Annotated in this window: 18 protein-coding genes; 7 read left to right on the forward strand and 11 right to left on the reverse strand. The window is 64.0% G+C overall.

The genetic code is table 11. The features are described from left to right. Positions 1-18 precede the first annotated feature (18 nt). From glmM to ACYQ4W_RS04385, 5 genes are read left to right on the forward strand one after another with little or no spacing between them, the layout of a single operon-like run. A complete protein-coding gene (gene glmM, locus ACYQ4W_RS04365) occupies positions 19-1,374 on the forward strand; it encodes a phosphoglucosamine mutase (RefSeq protein ID WP_459853267.1) in 1,356 nt (451 codons plus the stop codon). A 20-nt stretch (positions 1,375-1,394) separates the two neighbouring features. Then, the gene (gene galU / locus ACYQ4W_RS04370; protein ID WP_459853270.1) at positions 1,395-2,270 is read left to right on the forward strand and encodes a UTP--glucose-1-phosphate uridylyltransferase GalU; all 876 of its coding nucleotides are present in this window, start codon (positions 1,395-1,397) and stop codon (positions 2,268-2,270) included. A 16-nt stretch (positions 2,271-2,286) separates the two neighbouring features. Further along, the gene (gene priA / locus ACYQ4W_RS04375; RefSeq protein ID WP_459853273.1) at positions 2,287-4,674 is read left to right on the forward strand and encodes a replication restart helicase PriA; all 2,388 of its coding nucleotides are present in this window, start codon (positions 2,287-2,289) and stop codon (positions 4,672-4,674) included. Positions 4,675-4,717: 43 nt separating this feature from the next. Continuing rightward, positions 4,718-5,245, forward strand: a complete 528-nt coding sequence (locus ACYQ4W_RS04380; RefSeq protein ID WP_459853276.1) for an OmpH/Skp family outer membrane protein — start codon at positions 4,718-4,720, stop codon at positions 5,243-5,245. Positions 5,246-5,247: 2 nt separating this feature from the next. Continuing rightward, positions 5,248-6,357, forward strand: a complete 1,110-nt coding sequence (locus tag ACYQ4W_RS04385) for an SH3 domain-containing protein (protein WP_459853278.1) — start codon at positions 5,248-5,250, stop codon at positions 6,355-6,357. Positions 6,358-6,524: 167 nt separating this feature from the next. On the opposite strand, the gene ACYQ4W_RS04390 is transcribed toward ACYQ4W_RS04385, so the two are convergent. The 6 genes from ACYQ4W_RS04390 to ACYQ4W_RS04415 form a co-directional block, all read right to left on the reverse strand. After that, entirely contained in the window at positions 6,525-6,953 is a 429-nt protein-coding gene (locus ACYQ4W_RS04390; RefSeq protein ID WP_459853281.1) for a hypothetical protein, read from the reverse strand. A gap of 165 nt (positions 6,954-7,118) precedes the next feature. Next, entirely contained in the window at positions 7,119-7,985 is an 867-nt protein-coding gene (locus ACYQ4W_RS04395) for a M48 family metalloprotease (RefSeq protein WP_459853284.1), read from the reverse strand. A gap of 9 nt (positions 7,986-7,994) precedes the next feature. After that, complete coding sequence (locus ACYQ4W_RS04400; protein ID WP_459853288.1) at positions 7,995-8,513, reverse strand: SH3 domain-containing protein; 519 nt, start codon at positions 8,511-8,513, stop codon at positions 7,995-7,997. A gap of 90 nt (positions 8,514-8,603) precedes the next feature. Beyond that, positions 8,604-9,158 (reverse strand): HD domain-containing protein, encoded by a 555-nt coding sequence (locus ACYQ4W_RS04405; RefSeq protein ID WP_459853290.1) that lies wholly within the window; start codon positions 9,156-9,158, stop codon positions 8,604-8,606. A gap of 5 nt (positions 9,159-9,163) precedes the next feature. Continuing rightward, a complete protein-coding gene (locus tag ACYQ4W_RS04410) occupies positions 9,164-10,165 on the reverse strand; it encodes an ABC transporter ATP-binding protein (protein ID WP_459853293.1) in 1,002 nt (333 codons plus the stop codon). Then, positions 10,162-11,196, reverse strand: coding sequence for an ABC transporter ATP-binding protein (locus tag ACYQ4W_RS04415; RefSeq protein ID WP_459853296.1), 1,035 nt, complete (start codon positions 11,194-11,196; stop codon positions 10,162-10,164). Before ACYQ4W_RS04415 ends, ACYQ4W_RS04410 begins: the two co-directional genes overlap by 4 nt. Positions 11,197-11,265: 69 nt before the next feature. On the opposite strand from ACYQ4W_RS04415, the gene trmFO reads away from it, so the two are divergent. Both trmFO and ACYQ4W_RS04425 read left to right on the forward strand, forming a co-directional pair. Next, positions 11,266-12,702, forward strand: coding sequence for a methylenetetrahydrofolate--tRNA-(uracil(54)-C(5))-methyltransferase (FADH(2)-oxidizing) TrmFO (trmFO, locus tag ACYQ4W_RS04420; protein WP_459853298.1), 1,437 nt, complete (start codon positions 11,266-11,268; stop codon positions 12,700-12,702). A gap of 447 nt (positions 12,703-13,149) precedes the next feature. Then, positions 13,150-13,416, forward strand: a complete 267-nt coding sequence (locus ACYQ4W_RS04425; RefSeq protein WP_459853300.1) for an RNA-binding regulator — start codon at positions 13,150-13,152, stop codon at positions 13,414-13,416. Positions 13,417-13,488: 72 nt separating this feature from the next. Here ACYQ4W_RS04425 and ACYQ4W_RS04430 read toward each other — a convergent pair whose 3' ends face one another. The 5 genes from ACYQ4W_RS04430 to ACYQ4W_RS04450 form a co-directional block, all read right to left on the reverse strand. Further along, the gene (locus tag ACYQ4W_RS04430; protein WP_459853303.1) at positions 13,489-14,496 is read right to left on the reverse strand and encodes a hypothetical protein; all 1,008 of its coding nucleotides are present in this window, start codon (positions 14,494-14,496) and stop codon (positions 13,489-13,491) included. A gap of 10 nt (positions 14,497-14,506) precedes the next feature. Then, the gene (locus tag ACYQ4W_RS04435) at positions 14,507-14,839 is read right to left on the reverse strand and encodes a ferredoxin-thioredoxin reductase catalytic domain-containing protein (RefSeq protein ID WP_459853306.1); all 333 of its coding nucleotides are present in this window, start codon (positions 14,837-14,839) and stop codon (positions 14,507-14,509) included. Then, complete coding sequence (locus ACYQ4W_RS04440; RefSeq protein WP_459853308.1) at positions 14,836-15,087, reverse strand: glutaredoxin family protein; 252 nt, start codon at positions 15,085-15,087, stop codon at positions 14,836-14,838. Before ACYQ4W_RS04440 ends, ACYQ4W_RS04435 begins: the two co-directional genes overlap by 4 nt. Positions 15,088-15,202: 115 nt before the next feature. Beyond that, positions 15,203-16,129, reverse strand: a complete 927-nt coding sequence (locus tag ACYQ4W_RS04445) for an amino acid ABC transporter permease (protein WP_459853310.1) — start codon at positions 16,127-16,129, stop codon at positions 15,203-15,205. Between the two features lie 28 nt (positions 16,130-16,157). Continuing rightward, positions 16,158-16,994 (reverse strand): transporter substrate-binding domain-containing protein, encoded by an 837-nt coding sequence (locus tag ACYQ4W_RS04450; protein WP_459853313.1) that lies wholly within the window; start codon positions 16,992-16,994, stop codon positions 16,158-16,160. Between the last annotated feature and the right edge of the window lies 1 nt (position 16,995).

Below are 16,995 nucleotides of genomic sequence, written 5' to 3' on the forward strand. Positions count from 1 at the left end.
AAGGAGTATGCTCGATCCATGCGTGAAAAGCTTTTCGGCACAGACGGCCTGCGCGGCCGCGTCAACGAATATCCCATGGTCCCTGAGATAGCCCTGCGCCTGGGGCTGGCCGTGGGCCAGAAGTTCCGCAACGGCAATCGCAGGCACAAGGTCATCATCGGCAAGGACACGCGGCTTTCGGGCTACGTGTTCGAAACCGCGCTCACCAGCGGCTTTTGCGCCATCGGCATGGACGTGTACCTCGTCGGCCCCATGCCCACCCCGGCCATCAGCTTTCTGACGCGCAACCTGCGCGCCGACCTTGGCGTGGTCATTTCCGCCTCGCACAATCCCTTCAGCGACAACGGCATCAAGTTCTTCGACCACGAGGGCTTCAAGCTCGCCGACGAGTTGGAGGACGAGATCGCGGCCATGACCCTGGCCGAGAACCCGGACTGGAACTTCCCCGCGCCGGAGCGCGTGGGCCGCGCCAAGCGCGTCGTGGACAGCTGGGGCCGCTACATTGTTTATTTGCAGCATACCTTCCCGCGCGAGATGACGCTTTCCGGCATGAAGATCGTGCTGGACTGCGCCCACGGCGCCGCTTACGGCGGCGCGCCCCAGGTGTTCGAGGAGCTGGGGGCCGAGGTCATCACCATCGGCGTCGCGCCCAACGGCATGAACATCAACGAAGGCTGCGGCTCCCTGTACCCGGACGTGGTGGCGCAAAAGGTGCGCGAGGTCGGCGCGGACATCGGCCTGGCCCTCGACGGCGACGCCGACCGGCTCATCGTTGTGGACGAGCAGGGCAAGGTGCTGGACGGCGATCAGATAATGGCCCTGTGCGCCCAGGACATGCTGGAGCAGGGCAAGCTTGCCGGCGGCAACCTGGTGGCCACGGTCATGAGCAACATGGCCCTGGAGATGTTCATGAAGGCGCAGGGGGGCAAACTTCTGCGCACGCCCGTGGGCGACCGCTACGTCGTGGAGGCCATGCGCCGCGAGGGCGCCGTGCTCGGCGGCGAGCAGTCCGGCCACCTCATCTTCATGGACTACTCCACCACGGGCGACGGCACCTTGGCCGCGCTCCAGCTGCTGCGCATCATGTGCCAAAAGAACCTGCCCCTTTCTCTGTTGGCGCACCTCATCGAGCCTTTCCCTCAGGTCATGGTCAACGTGCGCGTGGAGAAGAAGGTGCCCTTCGACGACCTGCCCGAGGTGGGCCGCGCCGTGGCGCTGGTCGAGGCCGAGCTGAAGGGCCGCGGCCGCGTGCTGCTGCGCTACTCCGGCACGGAGCACAAGGCCCGCGTCATGGTCGAGGGCGAGGACAGGGCCAAGGTGGAGACGTACGCTCAAGACATAGCGGAGCTTCTCGGGCGCAGCCTGCGCTCCTAAGACCGCTTCAGGAGATATGCATGGACGTTCGCAAGGTCGTCATTCCCGTCGCCGGTTGGGGCACCCGTTCGCTTCCCGCCACCAAGAACATCCCCAAGGAGATGCTGCCCATCTTCAAAAAGCCCGTGGTGCAGTATGTGGTGGAGGAAGCCCAGGCTTCCGGCATCGACACGGTCGTGCTGGTCACCAGCCAGAACAAGACCATCATCGAAGACCACTTCGACCACAATCTGACCCTGGAGAACCTGCTGGAACGCAAGGGCAAGACCGCGCAACTACAGGAGATCCGCGACGTCGCGAACATGGTGAACATCATCGCCGTGCGCCAGAAGATCCAGCTGGGCCTGGGCCACGCCGTGCTCTGCGCGCGTGAGGTGGTCAAGAACGAGCCCTTTGCCGTCATGGTGGGCGACGACCTGATGTTCGGGCAGAAGCCCGGCATCCAGCAGCTGCTTGATGTGGCCAAGAGCGAGAACATGGCCGTGGTCGGCGTCATCGAAGTGCCGGAAGGCAAGGTGGACCGCTACGGCATCATCGACGGCGAGGAGTTTCGCCCCGGCGTGTTCCGCGTGCGCAACCTGGTGGAGAAGCCCGCTGTGGGCCATGCCCCCTCGCGCATGGCCATTGTGGGCCGCTATGTGCTGACGCCGGAGATCTTCGAATATTTGGAGAAGCTTGAGCCCGGCGTGGGCGGCGAGCTGCAGCTCACCGACGCCCTGCAAGGCCTTGCGAGCAAGGACCGTCTGCTCGCCGTCAAGATGCGCGGCCAGCGTTTCGACGCGGGCGACTGGGTGGAGTACCTGACCGCCAACATCTATTTCGCCCTGCACGACGAGGATCTGCACGACGACTTGGTGCGGCGCATCCACGAACTCGTGCCCTGCAAGGGCAAATAGGCCGCCCGGCCTTTTCATGGCCTCCGCGATGGCCGCGCCCTGGCAAGTGTGGCTGGCGAGCCCGCCCTATGCCGCGCTGACGTACCTTTGGCCGGACTGGCTGCCGCAGCCGCAGCCGGGCTTGCGCGTGCTGGCGCCCCTGGGCCGGGGGCTGCGCGTAGGCGTGCTCCAATGCCCCTGCCAAACCGCGCCCGAGGGCGTGGAGCTGAAAGAGCTGCTCTGGCCCCTGGAGCAGACCCCTGTTCTTGATCCCGCCACCCTTGATTTGGTGCGCGACCTGGCCAGCCGCCACATGGCGCATCCCGGCCGGGTGCTGGAGCTCATCCTGCCGCGCGGTTTGCGCTCGGTGCAGGTGCGCTTCGACGTGGACCACCCCGACTTTGCCCGCACCTTTGTGCCCAAGGCTCTGGCCGCGCTGCCGCCGGACCGTCTGGCCGCCCTGGCCGAGGTCTGGGCGCAGGGGCGCATGCGCGTGCGCCTGAGCCAGCGCCGCCAGGCCGAGGAGCTTTACGCCTGCATCACCGCAGACCCGCCCTGGGCCGTGCGGCCCAACGCCGTGAACCAGCTGCGCCTGCTGGAGCGCCTGTTCGAGTCCGGCCCCATGAGCATGGGCGCCATCAAGGCCGTGTTCGGCGAGGCGGGTCAGCAGGCCTTGAAGCGCCTCACCCGCGTGGGGCTCATCCGCCTGGGCGACCCGGACGAGATGGAGATTCTGGCCGACGACGTGGACGCTGGCGCGGAGGCACTGCTCAGCGCCGAGCCCGAGTGCGTGCCGGACGACCGCATCACCGCCACGGACGAACAGCGGGCCGCCCTTGATGCGCTGATGCCCGCGCTGGAGTCGCCCGAGGCCAAGCTTTCCCTCGTGCACGGCGTCACCGGGAGCGGCAAGACGCACATCTACCTGGAGCTGACCAGGCGCGCCCTGGCCCTTGGCCGTTCCGCGCTGCTGCTTGCGCCGGAGGTCGCCCTGGCCAGCCAGCTGTGGCGGCAGGTGCGCAAAGCCTTCCCCGATGCCGAGGCCTATTTCTCCCACGGCTACCAAAGCCCCACCCGGCGCGAGGAGACCTTCTCCCGCGTGGCCGGGGCGCGCGGCCCCGTGCTCGTGGTGGGCACGCGCTCCACATTGTTTTTGCCCCTGCGCAACCTGGGGCTCATCGTCCTCGATGAAGAGCACGACGAGTCGTACAAGCAGGAGGAGCGCCTGCCGTATCACGCCAAGGAGCTGGCCTTCACGCGCATCCGCTCCTCCGGCGGGTTGCTGGTGCTGGGCAGCGCCACCCCGGACGTGAAGACCTTCCACGCCGCGCAGTGCGGCCAGGTGCCGCTGGTGAGCCTGGCGCGGCGCGTGGGCTGCCGGCCCATGCCCACGGTGAGCCTGGTGGACATCACCGGGGTCAAGGCGGACGAGCCCTTTGCGCCGGAATCCCTGGCCGCCATCCGCGCCACCCTTGAGGCCGGGGAGCAGGTCATCGTGATGCTGAACCGCCGGGGCTATGCGCCGGTGATGTACTGCATGGCCTGCGAGGAAGTGCCAAAGTGCCCGGAGTGCCAAGTGGGGCTGACCTACCACAAGCTGCGCGAGCGGCTGGTGTGCCACTACTGCGGGTTCAGCCACCCGTATCCCATCCCCTGCGCAAAGTGCGGCGGAGTGCAGTTTGTGCCCATGGGCGACGGCACCGAGCGCCTGGAGGAATATTTCGCGCAGACGCTGGGGCACGACGTCTCCGTGCTGCGCATGGACCGCGACAGCGCACGCCGGCAGGAGCGCCTGGACGAGATTCTACGCCGTTTCGCCGCAGGCGAGGCCCAGGTGCTCGTGGGCACGCAGATGCTCTCCAAGGGGCACCACTTCCCCGGCGTCACCCTGGTTGTGGTGGCCAACGCGGACATGGGGCTCAATCTGCCCGACTACCGCGCCTCCGAGCGCACCTTCCAGCTGCTGGTGCAGGTCTCCGGCCGTGCGGGCCGGGGCGAAAAGCCCGGCTGCGTGCTCATCCAGACGCGCAACCCGGCCCATCCTTTTTGGAACTTCGTGCTCAAGGCGGACTACGCCGGGTTCTACGAGCGGGAGATCGCCAGCCGCCAGCGCTTCCGCTATCCGCCCTTTACGCGTTTGGCTTTGCTGCGCCTGTCTTGCCCGGCGGATACGGACCATCAAGGTCAGATGCTTGCGGCCTTTGGCAAGAATCTGCGCGAGGCGGCCCGGCCCCTTGGCGTGGACGTGCTTGGTCCCGCGCCTGCGCCGCTTTCGCAGCTCAAGGCCCGCAAGCGTTTCAACTGCCTGCTCAAGTGCCAGGACTGGCAGCCCATCCGCAGCCTGTTCGCGGCCCTTTCCCGCCAGGGCGCAACGCCGGAGGCCTTCCGGCTCGAGTTGGATCTTGATCCGGTGAACATGCTGTGAGCCGGGGCTCGACAAATTGCGTAGGCCAAGGTATCAAAAACTCATGAGCAATCCCTCACTTTTGCGTTGCGGCCTGGCGGTTTGCGCGCTGCTTTCGCTGGCTGTTTGGCCCTGCGCGGCCCAGGCCCAGCAGAAAATCGGCTTCGTGAACCCGCAGCGCGTGGTGAACGAGACGCGCCTGGGCCAAATGGCCAAGGCCGACTTGGCGCGCTACGTGGCCGAGAAGGACCGCGTCGCCAGGGAGAGCGCCTCGCAGGTCGCCATTTTGCGGCGCGAGGCCGAGGCCTCGGGACTCACCGTCGCGGAGCGCGCCAAGCGTGAGGACGCCTACCGGCGCAAGGCCGGACAGCACGAGATGCTGGTGCAGGAGAACGCGCGCGACATCAAGGCCGAGGAGGCCAAGCTCCTGCAGTACGTCATGCGCCGCGCCGACGCGGTGCTGGAGGACATCGGCAAAAAGGGCGGCTACGCCATCATCTTCACAGATCCTTCCGCCGTGGGCTACGTGGACAAGGCCTCCGTGGACCTGACCGAACGCGTGGCCCGCGAGCTGGACAGCCGGGGCAAATGATCATGTGCGCGAAAAAACGTCTGGGCTTGGCGCTGCTGGGCGCTCTGCTAGCGCTTTTGGCGGCGGCCTCCGTGGTTCTTGCGGCCGAACCCCAATGGGGGCGGCTGTATATCATCTCCGGCACGGTGCCCGTGCGCGAGAACCCCTCGGACACGGCGCTGCAGGTGCGCGCGCTCAAGGCCGGGCAAAAGGTGCGCGTGGATTTTCAGAGCGACGGCTGGGCGGCCGTGTTCGATCCCAAGGAGCAGACGCGCTCGGAACTGCGCGCCCTGGGCTATGCGAAGCTTGCGGAGCTGCAGAGCCGCGGCTCGCTGGAGCTGGCGCAGGCCAATTCCATTGAGGTGCGCAAGCCCAGTCCCGAGGCCGCGCCCGAGGTTCTTGTGAACGGCAAGCCCGCCAAATCCGCCACGAAGCCGAGCGCCAAGTCCGGCGCCCATTCAGCCACCCAGCCCAGCGCGAAAGCCGACGCCAAGGCTTCGGCCAAGGGCTTTGGCGAACTGCGCGTGGCCGACCGCCAACTTACCGTCCGCGCCGCGCGCGACAAGGATTCGCAGTTCCGCCGCGTGCTCAAGCCAGGGCAGAGGGTGCGCGTCGATTTTTTGGAGAACGGCTGGTTCGCCGTATTTGACCCGGACGAGAAGGTGCGCGACGAGAAAAACGCCTGGGGCTATGGCCGCGACAAATATCTTGTACCGGAAGCCGCCTATTCCGGCCCACCGGCAGAGGCCACTGCGCCAAACGCCGCCCCGCAACATTCGGCCCAGGCCGCTTCGCCCGCAGCGCCGGGCTCCAAGACGCCCAAGCTCAAGGACGACGAGGAAGCCGTGGGCTATTCCGTCGTGGAGCGCAAGACCGACCGCCGCAAGACAGCGGCGACCCTGCGCGTGCGTTTGGATTTGACTCAGCCGCCGGCCCAGGAGGCCATGCGCAAGATCGCCCGCGAGATATGGAAGGCCGAACGCAAGAAGAACGAGAGCCTGCAACTGGAGATACTGCTGGGCGGCATGGACCCCCGCGGCTTGGCCTATGCCGTGGCCAAGTTCCACGACGATGGCCGCATCAAGGAATTCTGGTGGCGCGACGTGGTGGTGGGCAAGGGCAAGACGAAGTAGGTCCAGTCCGCGTTGACGATCCGCGTCAGGACCCGGGCGGATTGGGGACGCCGGTAATCCGCGCCGTGCATTGGCGCCGCGCAGAAGATTTTCCGCGAGCATGAGGCAAAAGAAAGGGCCGCCAGCGTTGTCGCTGCGGCCCTTTTGTTTTGTCTTGGCTTCGCCCGCTACTTCACAAAGAGCGGAATGGGCGGCCGCGGCACGGCGGTGGGGAAGCTGCGCCGCATGGAGGTGTCCTTCATGATTTTGGCGTCCACGAACACGTTGCCGCAGCACTGGCACTTCCAGTGGCGCTGCTGCTTCTGCAAGCGCATCAAGAGGCCGTCGCGGTCGTAGCAGAGCTGGCAATACGGGCCCTTGTGGCGCAGTTCGTCCGTCAGCCAATACTTCTGGCCGTCGAATTCCATGCATTCGGCCATGTCGAGAACCTCGGCCACCTCGATGATCTGGTTCTTCAGGGCCTCGTTCTCCTCAACCAGCCCGATGTACTCGTGCTGAAGGGCCTTCAGGAGTTCTCTGGCTTCGTTCGCCCGGTTCTCGCAGATGAGTTGGTGTACTCTGCCGAATCCGGTGACGTGCAGCAGCTTCTTGGACATTGGGGACTCCGTTTGGCGTTCGGGCGTTCTGGTGTCTGGCGTTGACGCCTCTCTTATCGGCAAGGGGGCTGCGGTTCTTTAGGGAAACGACGCAAACACGTACGCAAAGAAAAGGCGGAGGCCCCGCTGGGAGCCTCCGCCTTGGTGCCTGGCATGCGCGCCGGATTATTTGGCCTGGGCCTTGAAACGGTCGGCCAGCACGGCCAAGCTGCCGGCGTCCGGGTACTTTTTCATGGACGCCTGGTTCTTGGCGATGCGCGAGGGCAGCGGCGGATGGGTGGAGAACCACGAGCCCTTCTTGGTCGAGGTGGCCTCGATGCCGCGCAGGGTCTGCAGGGTTTCGGTGAGGCCTGCCGGGGTGTAGCCCGTGCGGTAGGCGGTCTCCATGGCGCTGGCGTCGGCCTCGTACTCCATGTTCTGGTCCAGGCCCTTGTCGAAGAGCACGTTCTGCATGTCGCCGATCATGCTCTCGAACTGCGCGCCCTTGTCGCCCTTCATGGTGGCGGCGGTGATTTGCCCCACGCCGGAGAAGAACTGCGAGCGCTGTATGCTCTTGAGGGCATGGCGCAGGGCCACGTGGCCTATCTCGTGGGAGAGGATGCCCGCCAACTGGGCCTCGGTCTGCATGATTTTGACCAGGGCGCTGGTGACGAAGATGATGCCGCCGGGGCAGGCGAAGGCGTTCTGCACATCGCTGTCCACCACCACGAAGCGGTAGGGGATGTTCGGGCGGGGCGAGTTGGTGGCGGCCGCCATGCCGACGAGGTTGACGTAGTGCTGCATGCCTTTGTTCTGCAGGGGCATGCCATAGCGCCGGAAGCCCTCGACAGCCAGGCGCTCGCCGATGGTGCGCTCGCTCTTGTAGTCGAGCTGCTGGGAGCTGGAGAGCACGTTTTTGGCGCCGGAGAGTATTTTGCTCTCCTTGGAGTTGGGGTCCATGATGGCGTCGAGGAAGCCGGCCATGACCGAACCGGGCAGAGCCAGGGGCATGGCCGCGGCGGCAAGGCCCAGGATGAATTTTCTTCTTTCCATGTCCGCCCCCTATTTTGCGTATTCGCCGATGCGGCCGGCCTTGAGGAAACCCTCAAGTTCTTTCTTGCCCACTTTCTCCGCCAGCACGCCGTCCAGGGCCTGCTTGTATTCGGCCATGGTGCGCGGCGGGCGGCCGGCGCTCTTGGCGGCCTCCTGCTCGCTTTCGGTCAGGCCGCGCATGCTGCGGGCGCTGTCGGCCTCGCTGACCATGATGGCGCTGGAGCCGCCGCCGCCGAAGAGGTTGTCGCCTCCCTGCTTGGAGGCCTCGGGCGGGGCGGCGGCCACCTTGCCGCGATAAATCCAGCCGGTCTGGCCGTTGGCGCTCACCTTGTACCAGCTTTCCTCCTGGCCCTGCACGGAAAGCGGCGTGCCCACGGGCAGCTCGGCGATGGTGTCGGAGGAGGCGCTTTTGTCGGCCTTGAGCTTGGCGCCTTCAGAGGCGACGTAGAGCTTGTCTTGCGCCAGGGCGGGCGTGGCGAGGAGCAGGGTCCCGGCCACTGCCGCGAAAATTTGCGTGCTGTGTTTCATGCGAATCCCCTTGTGTGGAGGGTTTTACGGACTCTTGGGCATTGTGCGCCAAGAGCCGTGCGATTGCAATATTGCTCGGGTTCGGTCCGGCTAGTTCAGGCCCACCTTGTCCGCAATGCCCGCCACCGCGGCAATGGCGATGGTGAAGAATTCGGCCGGCTCCAGTCCCAGCTTCTGACATTCGCCAATGGTCTCGCGGTTGACGCTGGCGGCGAAGGCCTTGTCCTTCATCTTCTTCTTCAGGCTCTTGGCGTCCATGCCCTCCATGCGCGCGGGGCGCACCAGGGCGTTGGTGTGGATGAGCCCGGTGACGGTTTCGCCGCAGCGCAGGGCATAGTCCAGGGGCGAGCTGGGGGCGAAGCCCGTGTGCTCGAAGTTGTGCGCGCGGATGGCGTCCAGGGCCTCGACCGGCAATTTGCCTTCGAGCATTTCAGAGGAGTCGAGCCCGTGGCGGGCGGGGTTGTCCTTGGTGGTGGCGTAATCCAGGTCGTGCAGCAGGCCGGTCAGGCCCCACAGGGTCTGGTCCTGGCCCAGGCGCGCGGCCAGGGCCGAGAGCACGGCCTCCGACTCCAGGCTGTGGGCGACGAGCATGGGCTCGGTGATGTGTTTGGTGAGCAGGGCGTAAGCATCGTCTCTGTTGAGCATCGGGGTTACTCCTTTGGCGCGTGGAGCCAGCAATGGGTGAAGCGGTTCGAATCGGGCCGGGGGCTTCCGTCCCGGCTCTCCTGTGCCGCCATGTCGAAGCGCGGCGGAAATTCCTTGGCGCAGCGGTCCATGACCTGCGGGCAGCGCGGGTGGAAGGGGCAGCCCGTGGGCGGATTCAGCGGGCTGGGCAGTTCGCCCTTGAGGTGCTGGCGCTGGTGTTGGCGGGTCGGGTCGGGCACGGGCACGGCGGAGAGCAGGGCGCGCGTGTACGGGTGCTGCGGGGCGTTCACCAGCAGTCCGGCCGGGGCGCTCTCCACGATCTTGCCCAGATACATGACCGCGATGCGGTCGCACACCTGCCCCACCACGGCCAGGTCGTGCGAGATGAACAGATAGGTGAGGCCGAGGCGTTCGCGCAGGTCTTGGAGCAGCAGCAGCACCTGGGCCTGCACCGAGACGTCCAGCGCGCTCACGGGCTCGTCGCACACCACCAGCGCGGGATTGAGGGCCAGGGCGCGCGCCACGGCCACGCGCTGGCGCTGCCCGCCGGAAAGCTGGTGCGGATAACGCCCGGCCATTTCCTCGGACAAGCCCACCAGACGCAGCAGCTCCAGCGTTTTCGCCTTGCGCTGCGCGTCGTCGCCCACGGAATGGATCTCCAGCGGCTCGGCCACGATGTCGCGCACGCGCATGCGCGGGTTGAGCGACGAGTACGGGTCCTGAAAGACCATCTGCATCTGCCTGCGCAGGTCTTTTTGCGGCCACTCGGCAATGTCCTTGCCCTGGAACTCGATGCGCCCGCCAGCCAGAGGCTCCAGCCCCAGGATGCAGCGCGCCAGGGTGGACTTGCCGCAGCCGCTTTCGCCCACAAGGCCCAGGCTTTCGCCCGGCTTGATGGCGAGGCTCACGCCGTCCACGGCCTTGGCAACCCCCTTGGCGAGGCTGAGCAGGCCGCCGGTCACCTGGTAGTGCCGCGCCACGTCGAAGAGTTGCAGCAGCGCGCTCATGCCTCGGCCTCCGCAGCATTCTCGCAGAGCCAGCAGCGGGCGCTGCGCGTGGGAGAAAGCCGGAACAGCGGCGGGGCGGCTTCGCAGCGGGCAAAGGCTTGGGCGCAGCGCGGCCGGAAGCGGCAGCCCTCGGGCAGGTCGAAGATGCCGGGCACCATGCCGGGAATGGGCGCCAGCACGCGCTTGACGCCCAGACGCGGCACCGAGGCCAGCAGTCCCTGCGTGTACGGGTGGGCGGGCGTGTCGAAAAGTTCGGCCACGTCCGCCTGCTCCACCACCTGTCCAGCATACATGACGGCCACATGCTGGGCTGTTTCGGCCACAACGCCCAGGTCGTGGGTGATGAGCAGGATGCCGGAGCCTTTCTTGCGTTGCAGCGTGCGCATCAGGTCCAGAATCTGGGCCTGGATGGTCACGTCCAGGGCGGTGGTCGGCTCGTCGGCGAAGATGAGGTCCGGGTCGCAGGCCAGCGCCATGGCGATCATCACCCGCTGGCGCATGCCGCCGGAAAGTTCGTGCGGGTAGCTTTGGGCCCGCGCCGCCGGGTTGGGAATGCCCACCAGCCCCAGCATTTCCACGGCGCGCTCGGCCGCCTCCACGCGGGAGGCCTTCTTGTGCAGACGGTAGCCCTCGGCGATCTGCTCGCCCACGCGGAACACGGGGTTGAGCGAGGTCATGGGCTCCTGAAAGATCATGGCGATGTGGTTGCCGCGCACGTCCTGCAGTTCGGCTTCGCTCATGGAGAGCAGGTCGCGGCCGCGATACAGGGCCTCGCCTTCGATGACGCGGCCCGGCGGATCGGGAATGAGCCCCAGCACGGACAGGGCCAGCACGGTCTTGCCGCAGCCCGATTCGCCGACCACGGCCAGGGTTTCGCCTTGCCGAACACGCAAGCTCACGGTATCAACCGCCCTGGCCACGGCTGCGCCGCGCGCCGCGCCGGACTGGCGGGCAAAGGCCGTGGTCAGGCCGCGGATGTCAAGAATGGGATCGCCGCCGGGGATTGGCTCGCTTGATTCGTGCTGGTTCATTGGCCGCGCCGGGTTGTAGTGTGCATTGACCAACTGTTGCGCTGAACATTTATGAGGATAGCGGAAATCATGGCGGATAACAACGAGGCGAAGACGGGCAAGGGCGCCGCGGGCAAGCGCGTGGCGATCATCGGCGGCGGGCTGGCCGGGTGCGAATGCGCCCTGACTCTGGCCAAGGCCGGGGCGCAGGTGCGCCTGTTCGAAATGCGCCCGGGCAAGAGCTCGCCCGCGCACACCACGGAGCACCTGGCCGAGCTGGTCTGCTCCAACTCCCTGCGCTCCGATGAACTCACCACGGCCATCGGCATCCTGAAACTGGAGATGCGCGAGCTGGGCAGCCTGGTCATGAAGGCCGCGGACGCCACGCGCATCCCCGCCGGCAAGGCCCTGGCCGTGGACCGGGCGGAATTCGCCCGCTTCATCACCAAGCGCCTTGAGGCCCAGCCGGGCATCGAGATTGTGCGCCAGGAGATGGCAAGCCTGGACGCGCCGGAGTTGGCGGGCTTTGACGCCGTCGTGGTGGCCGCCGGGCCGCTGGCCAGCGACGCCCTCGCCGCCAGCCTGGCCGAGGCTACTGCCGTGGAGGGCGGCAAGCGCCTGTATTTCTACGACGCCATCGCGCCCATCATCAGCCGCGAGAGCGTGGACATGGACATAGCCTTCTGGGGCAGCCGCTACAGGCCGGAGGAAGACGACTACCTCAACTGCCCCATGACCGAGGCGCAGTACGACGCCTTCCTGGCCGCGCTCATGGCTGCGGAGAAGGTCGCCCCGCGCGAGTTCGAGAAGGAGATCCACTTCGAGGGCTGCCTGCCCGTGGAGGAGATGGCCGAGCGCGGGCGGCTCACCCTGTGCTTCGGGCCGCTCAAGCCCGTTGGCCTGCCCAATCCGCGCACCGGCGAGGAGGCCTTTGCTGTGGTCCAGCTGCGCGCGGAGAATCAGGAAAAGACGGCCTTCAACCTCGTGGGCTTCCAGACCAAGCTCAAATATCCGGAACAGCAGCGCGTCTTCCGCATGATCCCCGGCCTGGAGCATGCCGAGTTCCTGCGTCTGGGCAGCATTCATCGCAACACCTATGTTGACGCGCCCACGGTGCTGACGCCGGAGCTGGAGCTGCGGGCCCGGCCTGGCGTGTTCCTTGCCGGGCAGATCACCGGCGTTGAGGGCTATTTGGAGAGCGCCGCGTGCGGGCTTTGGGCCGGGCGCATGCTGGCCGAGAAGCTTGCCGGACGCGTGTTGCCGCCGCCTCCGGTCACCAGCGCCCTGGGCGCGCTGCTGGGCCATTTGCGCGCCACGCCGCCCAAGAGCTTCCAGCCGTCCAACGCGCATTTCGGGCTCATGCCCGAGCTGAACCGTCGCGCGGGCAAGAAGATCCGCAAGGAACTGTACGGCCAGCGCGCGCGCGATTCCTTCGCCGAATGGCTCGCCGCCGTGGGCATTGCCCCGGAACGCAGCGCCGCGGATGTGGTTGTTTTTGGCGAGGTGGCGGAGCAGGGCGGCGAATAGCCCCTTTGCTGCGGGGCAAAAACGCTTGCGCGCGCCGCTGAGATGGTTGCCGCGCGTCCAGGCCTATTCCCGCTCAAACAACATGCGCCGGTGCGGTTCGTCTGCGCCGGCGCTTCTGTTTTGCAAGCGATGGATTGTGTTGCGGCACTAATGTTTGCGCTGGGAAACATGGCCGTGAAACAATGCTGAAACGCGGCGGCATTGGAGTGCGAACGCAACAAAACCGCTGCACCATTTTACTAATGCGCGGCGCAATTTTGCTTCTTTTCTTATCATAAGGAACGCCGCGAGCTTGCGTTAAATTTTATTTTCAAAAAATGCATATTAGTGCTTTACATCCATTTTGGCCGCGCGTACTTTACAGCATCTGGACAAGTTGACTGGATGCTTTTTGCTCAGGCGAAATGGGCGACAATTATTTTCTGTTTCTTTTAGGAGTTTCATCGCATGCCTAAGTCTATTTATGTCGGGAACATCGCTTTCAGCACCTCCGAGGACGATCTCCGCAATCTGTTCGCCCAGTATGGCGAAGTGATCTCCGTGAAGTTCATCAACGACCGTGAGACCGGCCGCTTCCGCGGTTTCGGCTTCGTCGAGATGGACAACGCCGCCGCCCTCGAGGCCGTGCAGGCCCTGAACGGTAAGGAGCTGGGCGGTCGCGCCCTGAAGGTTAACGAGGCTCAGGAGCGCGAGTCCCGTCCCCCCCGCTACTAAACAAAAGCGCTTATGATTAAAGGCCCCGGTCTGCGAAAGCGGACCGGGGCCTTTTTTGATTAGATGCGCGCGTTAGCGAAGTATCGCTTTTAAATTTAGACCTCGGAATGATGCCTCTTCCAAAAAACAGGTCCAATCCTTCATAAGCTTCGCGACGATGAAAGTTGGAAGCTTGTGACCATCTTTTAAAAAATGTGGCTCCATTGTTGTTGCAGTTCTTTTCCCATATGCAAGAACATCATTGTCAGATAATGATCTTAAATATGGAGCATTGCGATACTGCTCTCTCCAGACTTCGTGGTTAGAAAGGGGTTGACTTTTAATCGCAGATTTTTTGCTTTTGAAATCATGTTCTTGTACCGTTTTGGCTTCACTTTGAATTAACGGAATTTTATTATATCTAGCCCACTCCTGTTCAAGTAATTCAGCGGTTGTATTGAGAACTGAGTTGTTTTCGGAAGATGGGCTCAAAACAAAAATTGTTGGCTGCGCAAATGTATTCTTTGTATGAGTAGAAACGAAATTTTCAAAAACTATCCATGCCGCATCTATGTTTTTATAGTGCAGTTCACCATTGCTATCGCGTTTAGTTAATTGTTGACTTACCCTTGTTGTGATGAGTTGTGGGGTTAAAATATCGATGTTTTCATTCAGTATAATAACAATGCCACAAGAGCTATTGCAATTAAAAATTTGTTTTGTTGAAGCGATTTGCTTGTCAGCTTCACGGATTGATTGTTCTATTGAACGTGAAACTCTGTAAAAGAGTTTTTCATTAATTCTATTTCCGTCTGGCAAGTGTCTTAGTATTTTGAAAAGTTCCATCTTTCCTAAAAAAACAGGGTAGTCATCGCGCTTTTCATGCTTGGCTAATTCTTCTTTAACCTTATGCTCTGGATCAGATTCTAGCGCTTTAAGCTCTACAATCACTGATCTGTTTGAAATAAAGTAATCGGCGCGTTTTTTTGCGTTGGCTTCTGGCGGAAGTTGCAATAAATCTATCGACTCAGCAAAAGAAAGAGTGCTGAAGAAATCTTTAAATCTTTGATTCAAGGTCGGCGTTATTGCTGGTGACACCATTCCCTAACCTCTACCACAAAATCTTCTCCACCGGCCGTCGCTCCGGCACAACAACCTTCTCCACCTTCCCCTCAACCCAGGCCTTGCTGCCGTACAATCCGCAGAAGCACGTGCCGAACTCCTTCACGTCCGCCTCGCGATACTCGCACGGGCACACGATATCCTTGTCGTCGTCGAACGCGCCATTGGCCAAGCGGCACGGGCAGGCCATGTAGCCCAGCCGCTCCTTGTTGGTTAAGAGGCCCTCCAGCAGCGGCATGGTCATGGTCGTGTCGGGATTGAAGAAATAGCCCTTGGGCTCCTGGATCTTTTTCAACATGTCGTAGAGCTGCCGCACGTTCATGCTTTCAACGCCTCGTCGATCTTGTCCTGGTTGAAGCCGACAACAACCTTGCCATTGATGACGATGGTGGGGAACGACACGGAAGGATTGAGCTTCTTCACTTCCTCGACCATGTCCTTGCGCTCCTGACCGGTCAGGGTGTCCACATGCACGCAGTCGTACTCGACGCCGCATTTGTCCAGGTATTCCTTGGCCTTTTTGCAGTGGATGCAGGTGGACAGCGCGTAGACTTTGATTTCCGGGGCCATGGCGGCGCTCCTTTGGGTTGTGGCCGCAAGAGGAGCGGCCTGTATTGTTGTTGCAAACATGCGCGAAAACCAATTCCCTGTCAAAGTTCTTGCTTCAGCTCAGCGCAGGGCGCACTCAGTGCGGCGGCAAGCGGTCGGAGCGCGCCAGGCGCACCTCCAGCGCGCGCGCGGCGAGGGAGCAGGGCAGCCCCAGCGCCAGGTAGAGCACGAACACCAGCGTCCAGACCTCGAAGGACCGGTACGTGGCGGACACAAGCTCCTGCGCCTGGAAGGTCAGCTCCGGTATGGAGATGACGGACACGATGGCCGAATCCTTGAGTGTGGATACGAACTGCCCGGTGAGCGCGGGCACCATGCGCCGAAAGGCCTGCGGCAGCACCACGTGCGCAAGCGTGCGCCAGCGCGGAAAGCCCAGCGCGGCGGCCGCGTCCCACTGGGTGGGCTCGATGGACTGCACGCCCGCGCGCACGATCTCGGCCACATAGGCGCCCTCGATGAGCGCAAGGGTGAGGATGGCGGTGATGAAGGCCGGCATCTGCCCCACGGGGCCGAAGAACGCCTGCGCCGGGGCGAGGAGCGCGCTTGGCAGGCTGTTTACCGCCTCGTTCAGACCAAGGGCGGTGATGAGCTGGCCGCTTAAAAAGTAGCTGAACAAGAAGATGAGCACCAGCGGCGGGGTGTTCCGCACGGCAAGCACGTATGCGCCGCCGGCGAGCCGCCAGAACAGCCGCGCGCTCACCCGCATGAGCCCGGCCAAGGTGCCCAGGATGAGCGCGAAAAGCCCGGCCCAGAGGCTCAGGCGGATGGTGGCGAAGAACCCGGCGAGCAGGCGCCCCGTGCGCCAGTGTCCGTCGACGTCGGCATAGGCCAGAAACTGCGGAATGACCGCCCAGTTCCAGTGATAGTTGAGGCGCGCGCCCGCGCGGCTGGCGAGCCAGTAAAGGCCCGCCGCCACACAGACGATGACCGCGGCGTCGAGGATGCGTCCGCTGGTGCGCAGCGCAGAGGCCGCCGCGTTCGGGAGGCGGCGCTCCTCGCGCATGTTCCGGTTCCCCAACACGAGCCCCTGGCTACTCCACCTGGTCCTTCCACTTGTCGGTGCGGAACCAGTAGTTGTGGCGCTCCGCCAGCCAGCCCTCGTCGTTCACCATGCGTATCCAGCCGTCGAGGAAGTTGAGGAAATCCGGGTCGCCCTTGCGCACGGCAAAGGCGATGGGCTCCTTGGTGAAGGGCTCGGCCAGGGGCAGCACGAGCTTGTCCGGGTACTTCAGCGCCTGGAAGGCCGGGAAGGGGTCCGAGGCGACAACGGCGTGGGCGCGGCCGTTCAGCACTTCCTGAATGGTCTGCGCCTCCTGGTCGAACAGCTTGAGCTGGGCCTTGGGCATGTACTTCTTGGCCGCGTCCACGGCGGTGGTGCCCTGGCGCACGGCCAGCACGATGTCGGGCTTGTCGAAGTCGGCCAGGGCCTTGAACTTGCCGGCCTTGGCCTTGTCCGCCACGATGGACATGCCGGAGTATTCGTACGGAATGGTGAAGTTGACCTTGAGGGCCCGCTGCGGCTGTATGCTCATGCCGCCGATAATGATGTCGAACTTGCCGGAGAGCAGGGCCGGAATGATGCCGGACCACTGGGTGGGCTCGAACTGGGCCTTTACGCCCAGATCCTTGGCCAGGCGGTTGGCCACGTCGATCTCGTAGCCGATGAACTCGCCCTTCTTGTCTTGCATGGCCCAGGGCACAAAGGTGGAAAAGCCCACGCGCAGCACGCCGCGCTGCACCACCTGGTCGAGGGTGCCGCCGCTTTGCGCGGGCTGGGTCTTGGACGGCTGCTCGCTCTTGGAGCAGCCAAGGGCGGCCAGGGATAAAACCGCGCAGGCTGCGACCGCGAGAATCCTTTTGGCGAACATG

Source organism: Humidesulfovibrio idahonensis (assembly GCF_054657715.1).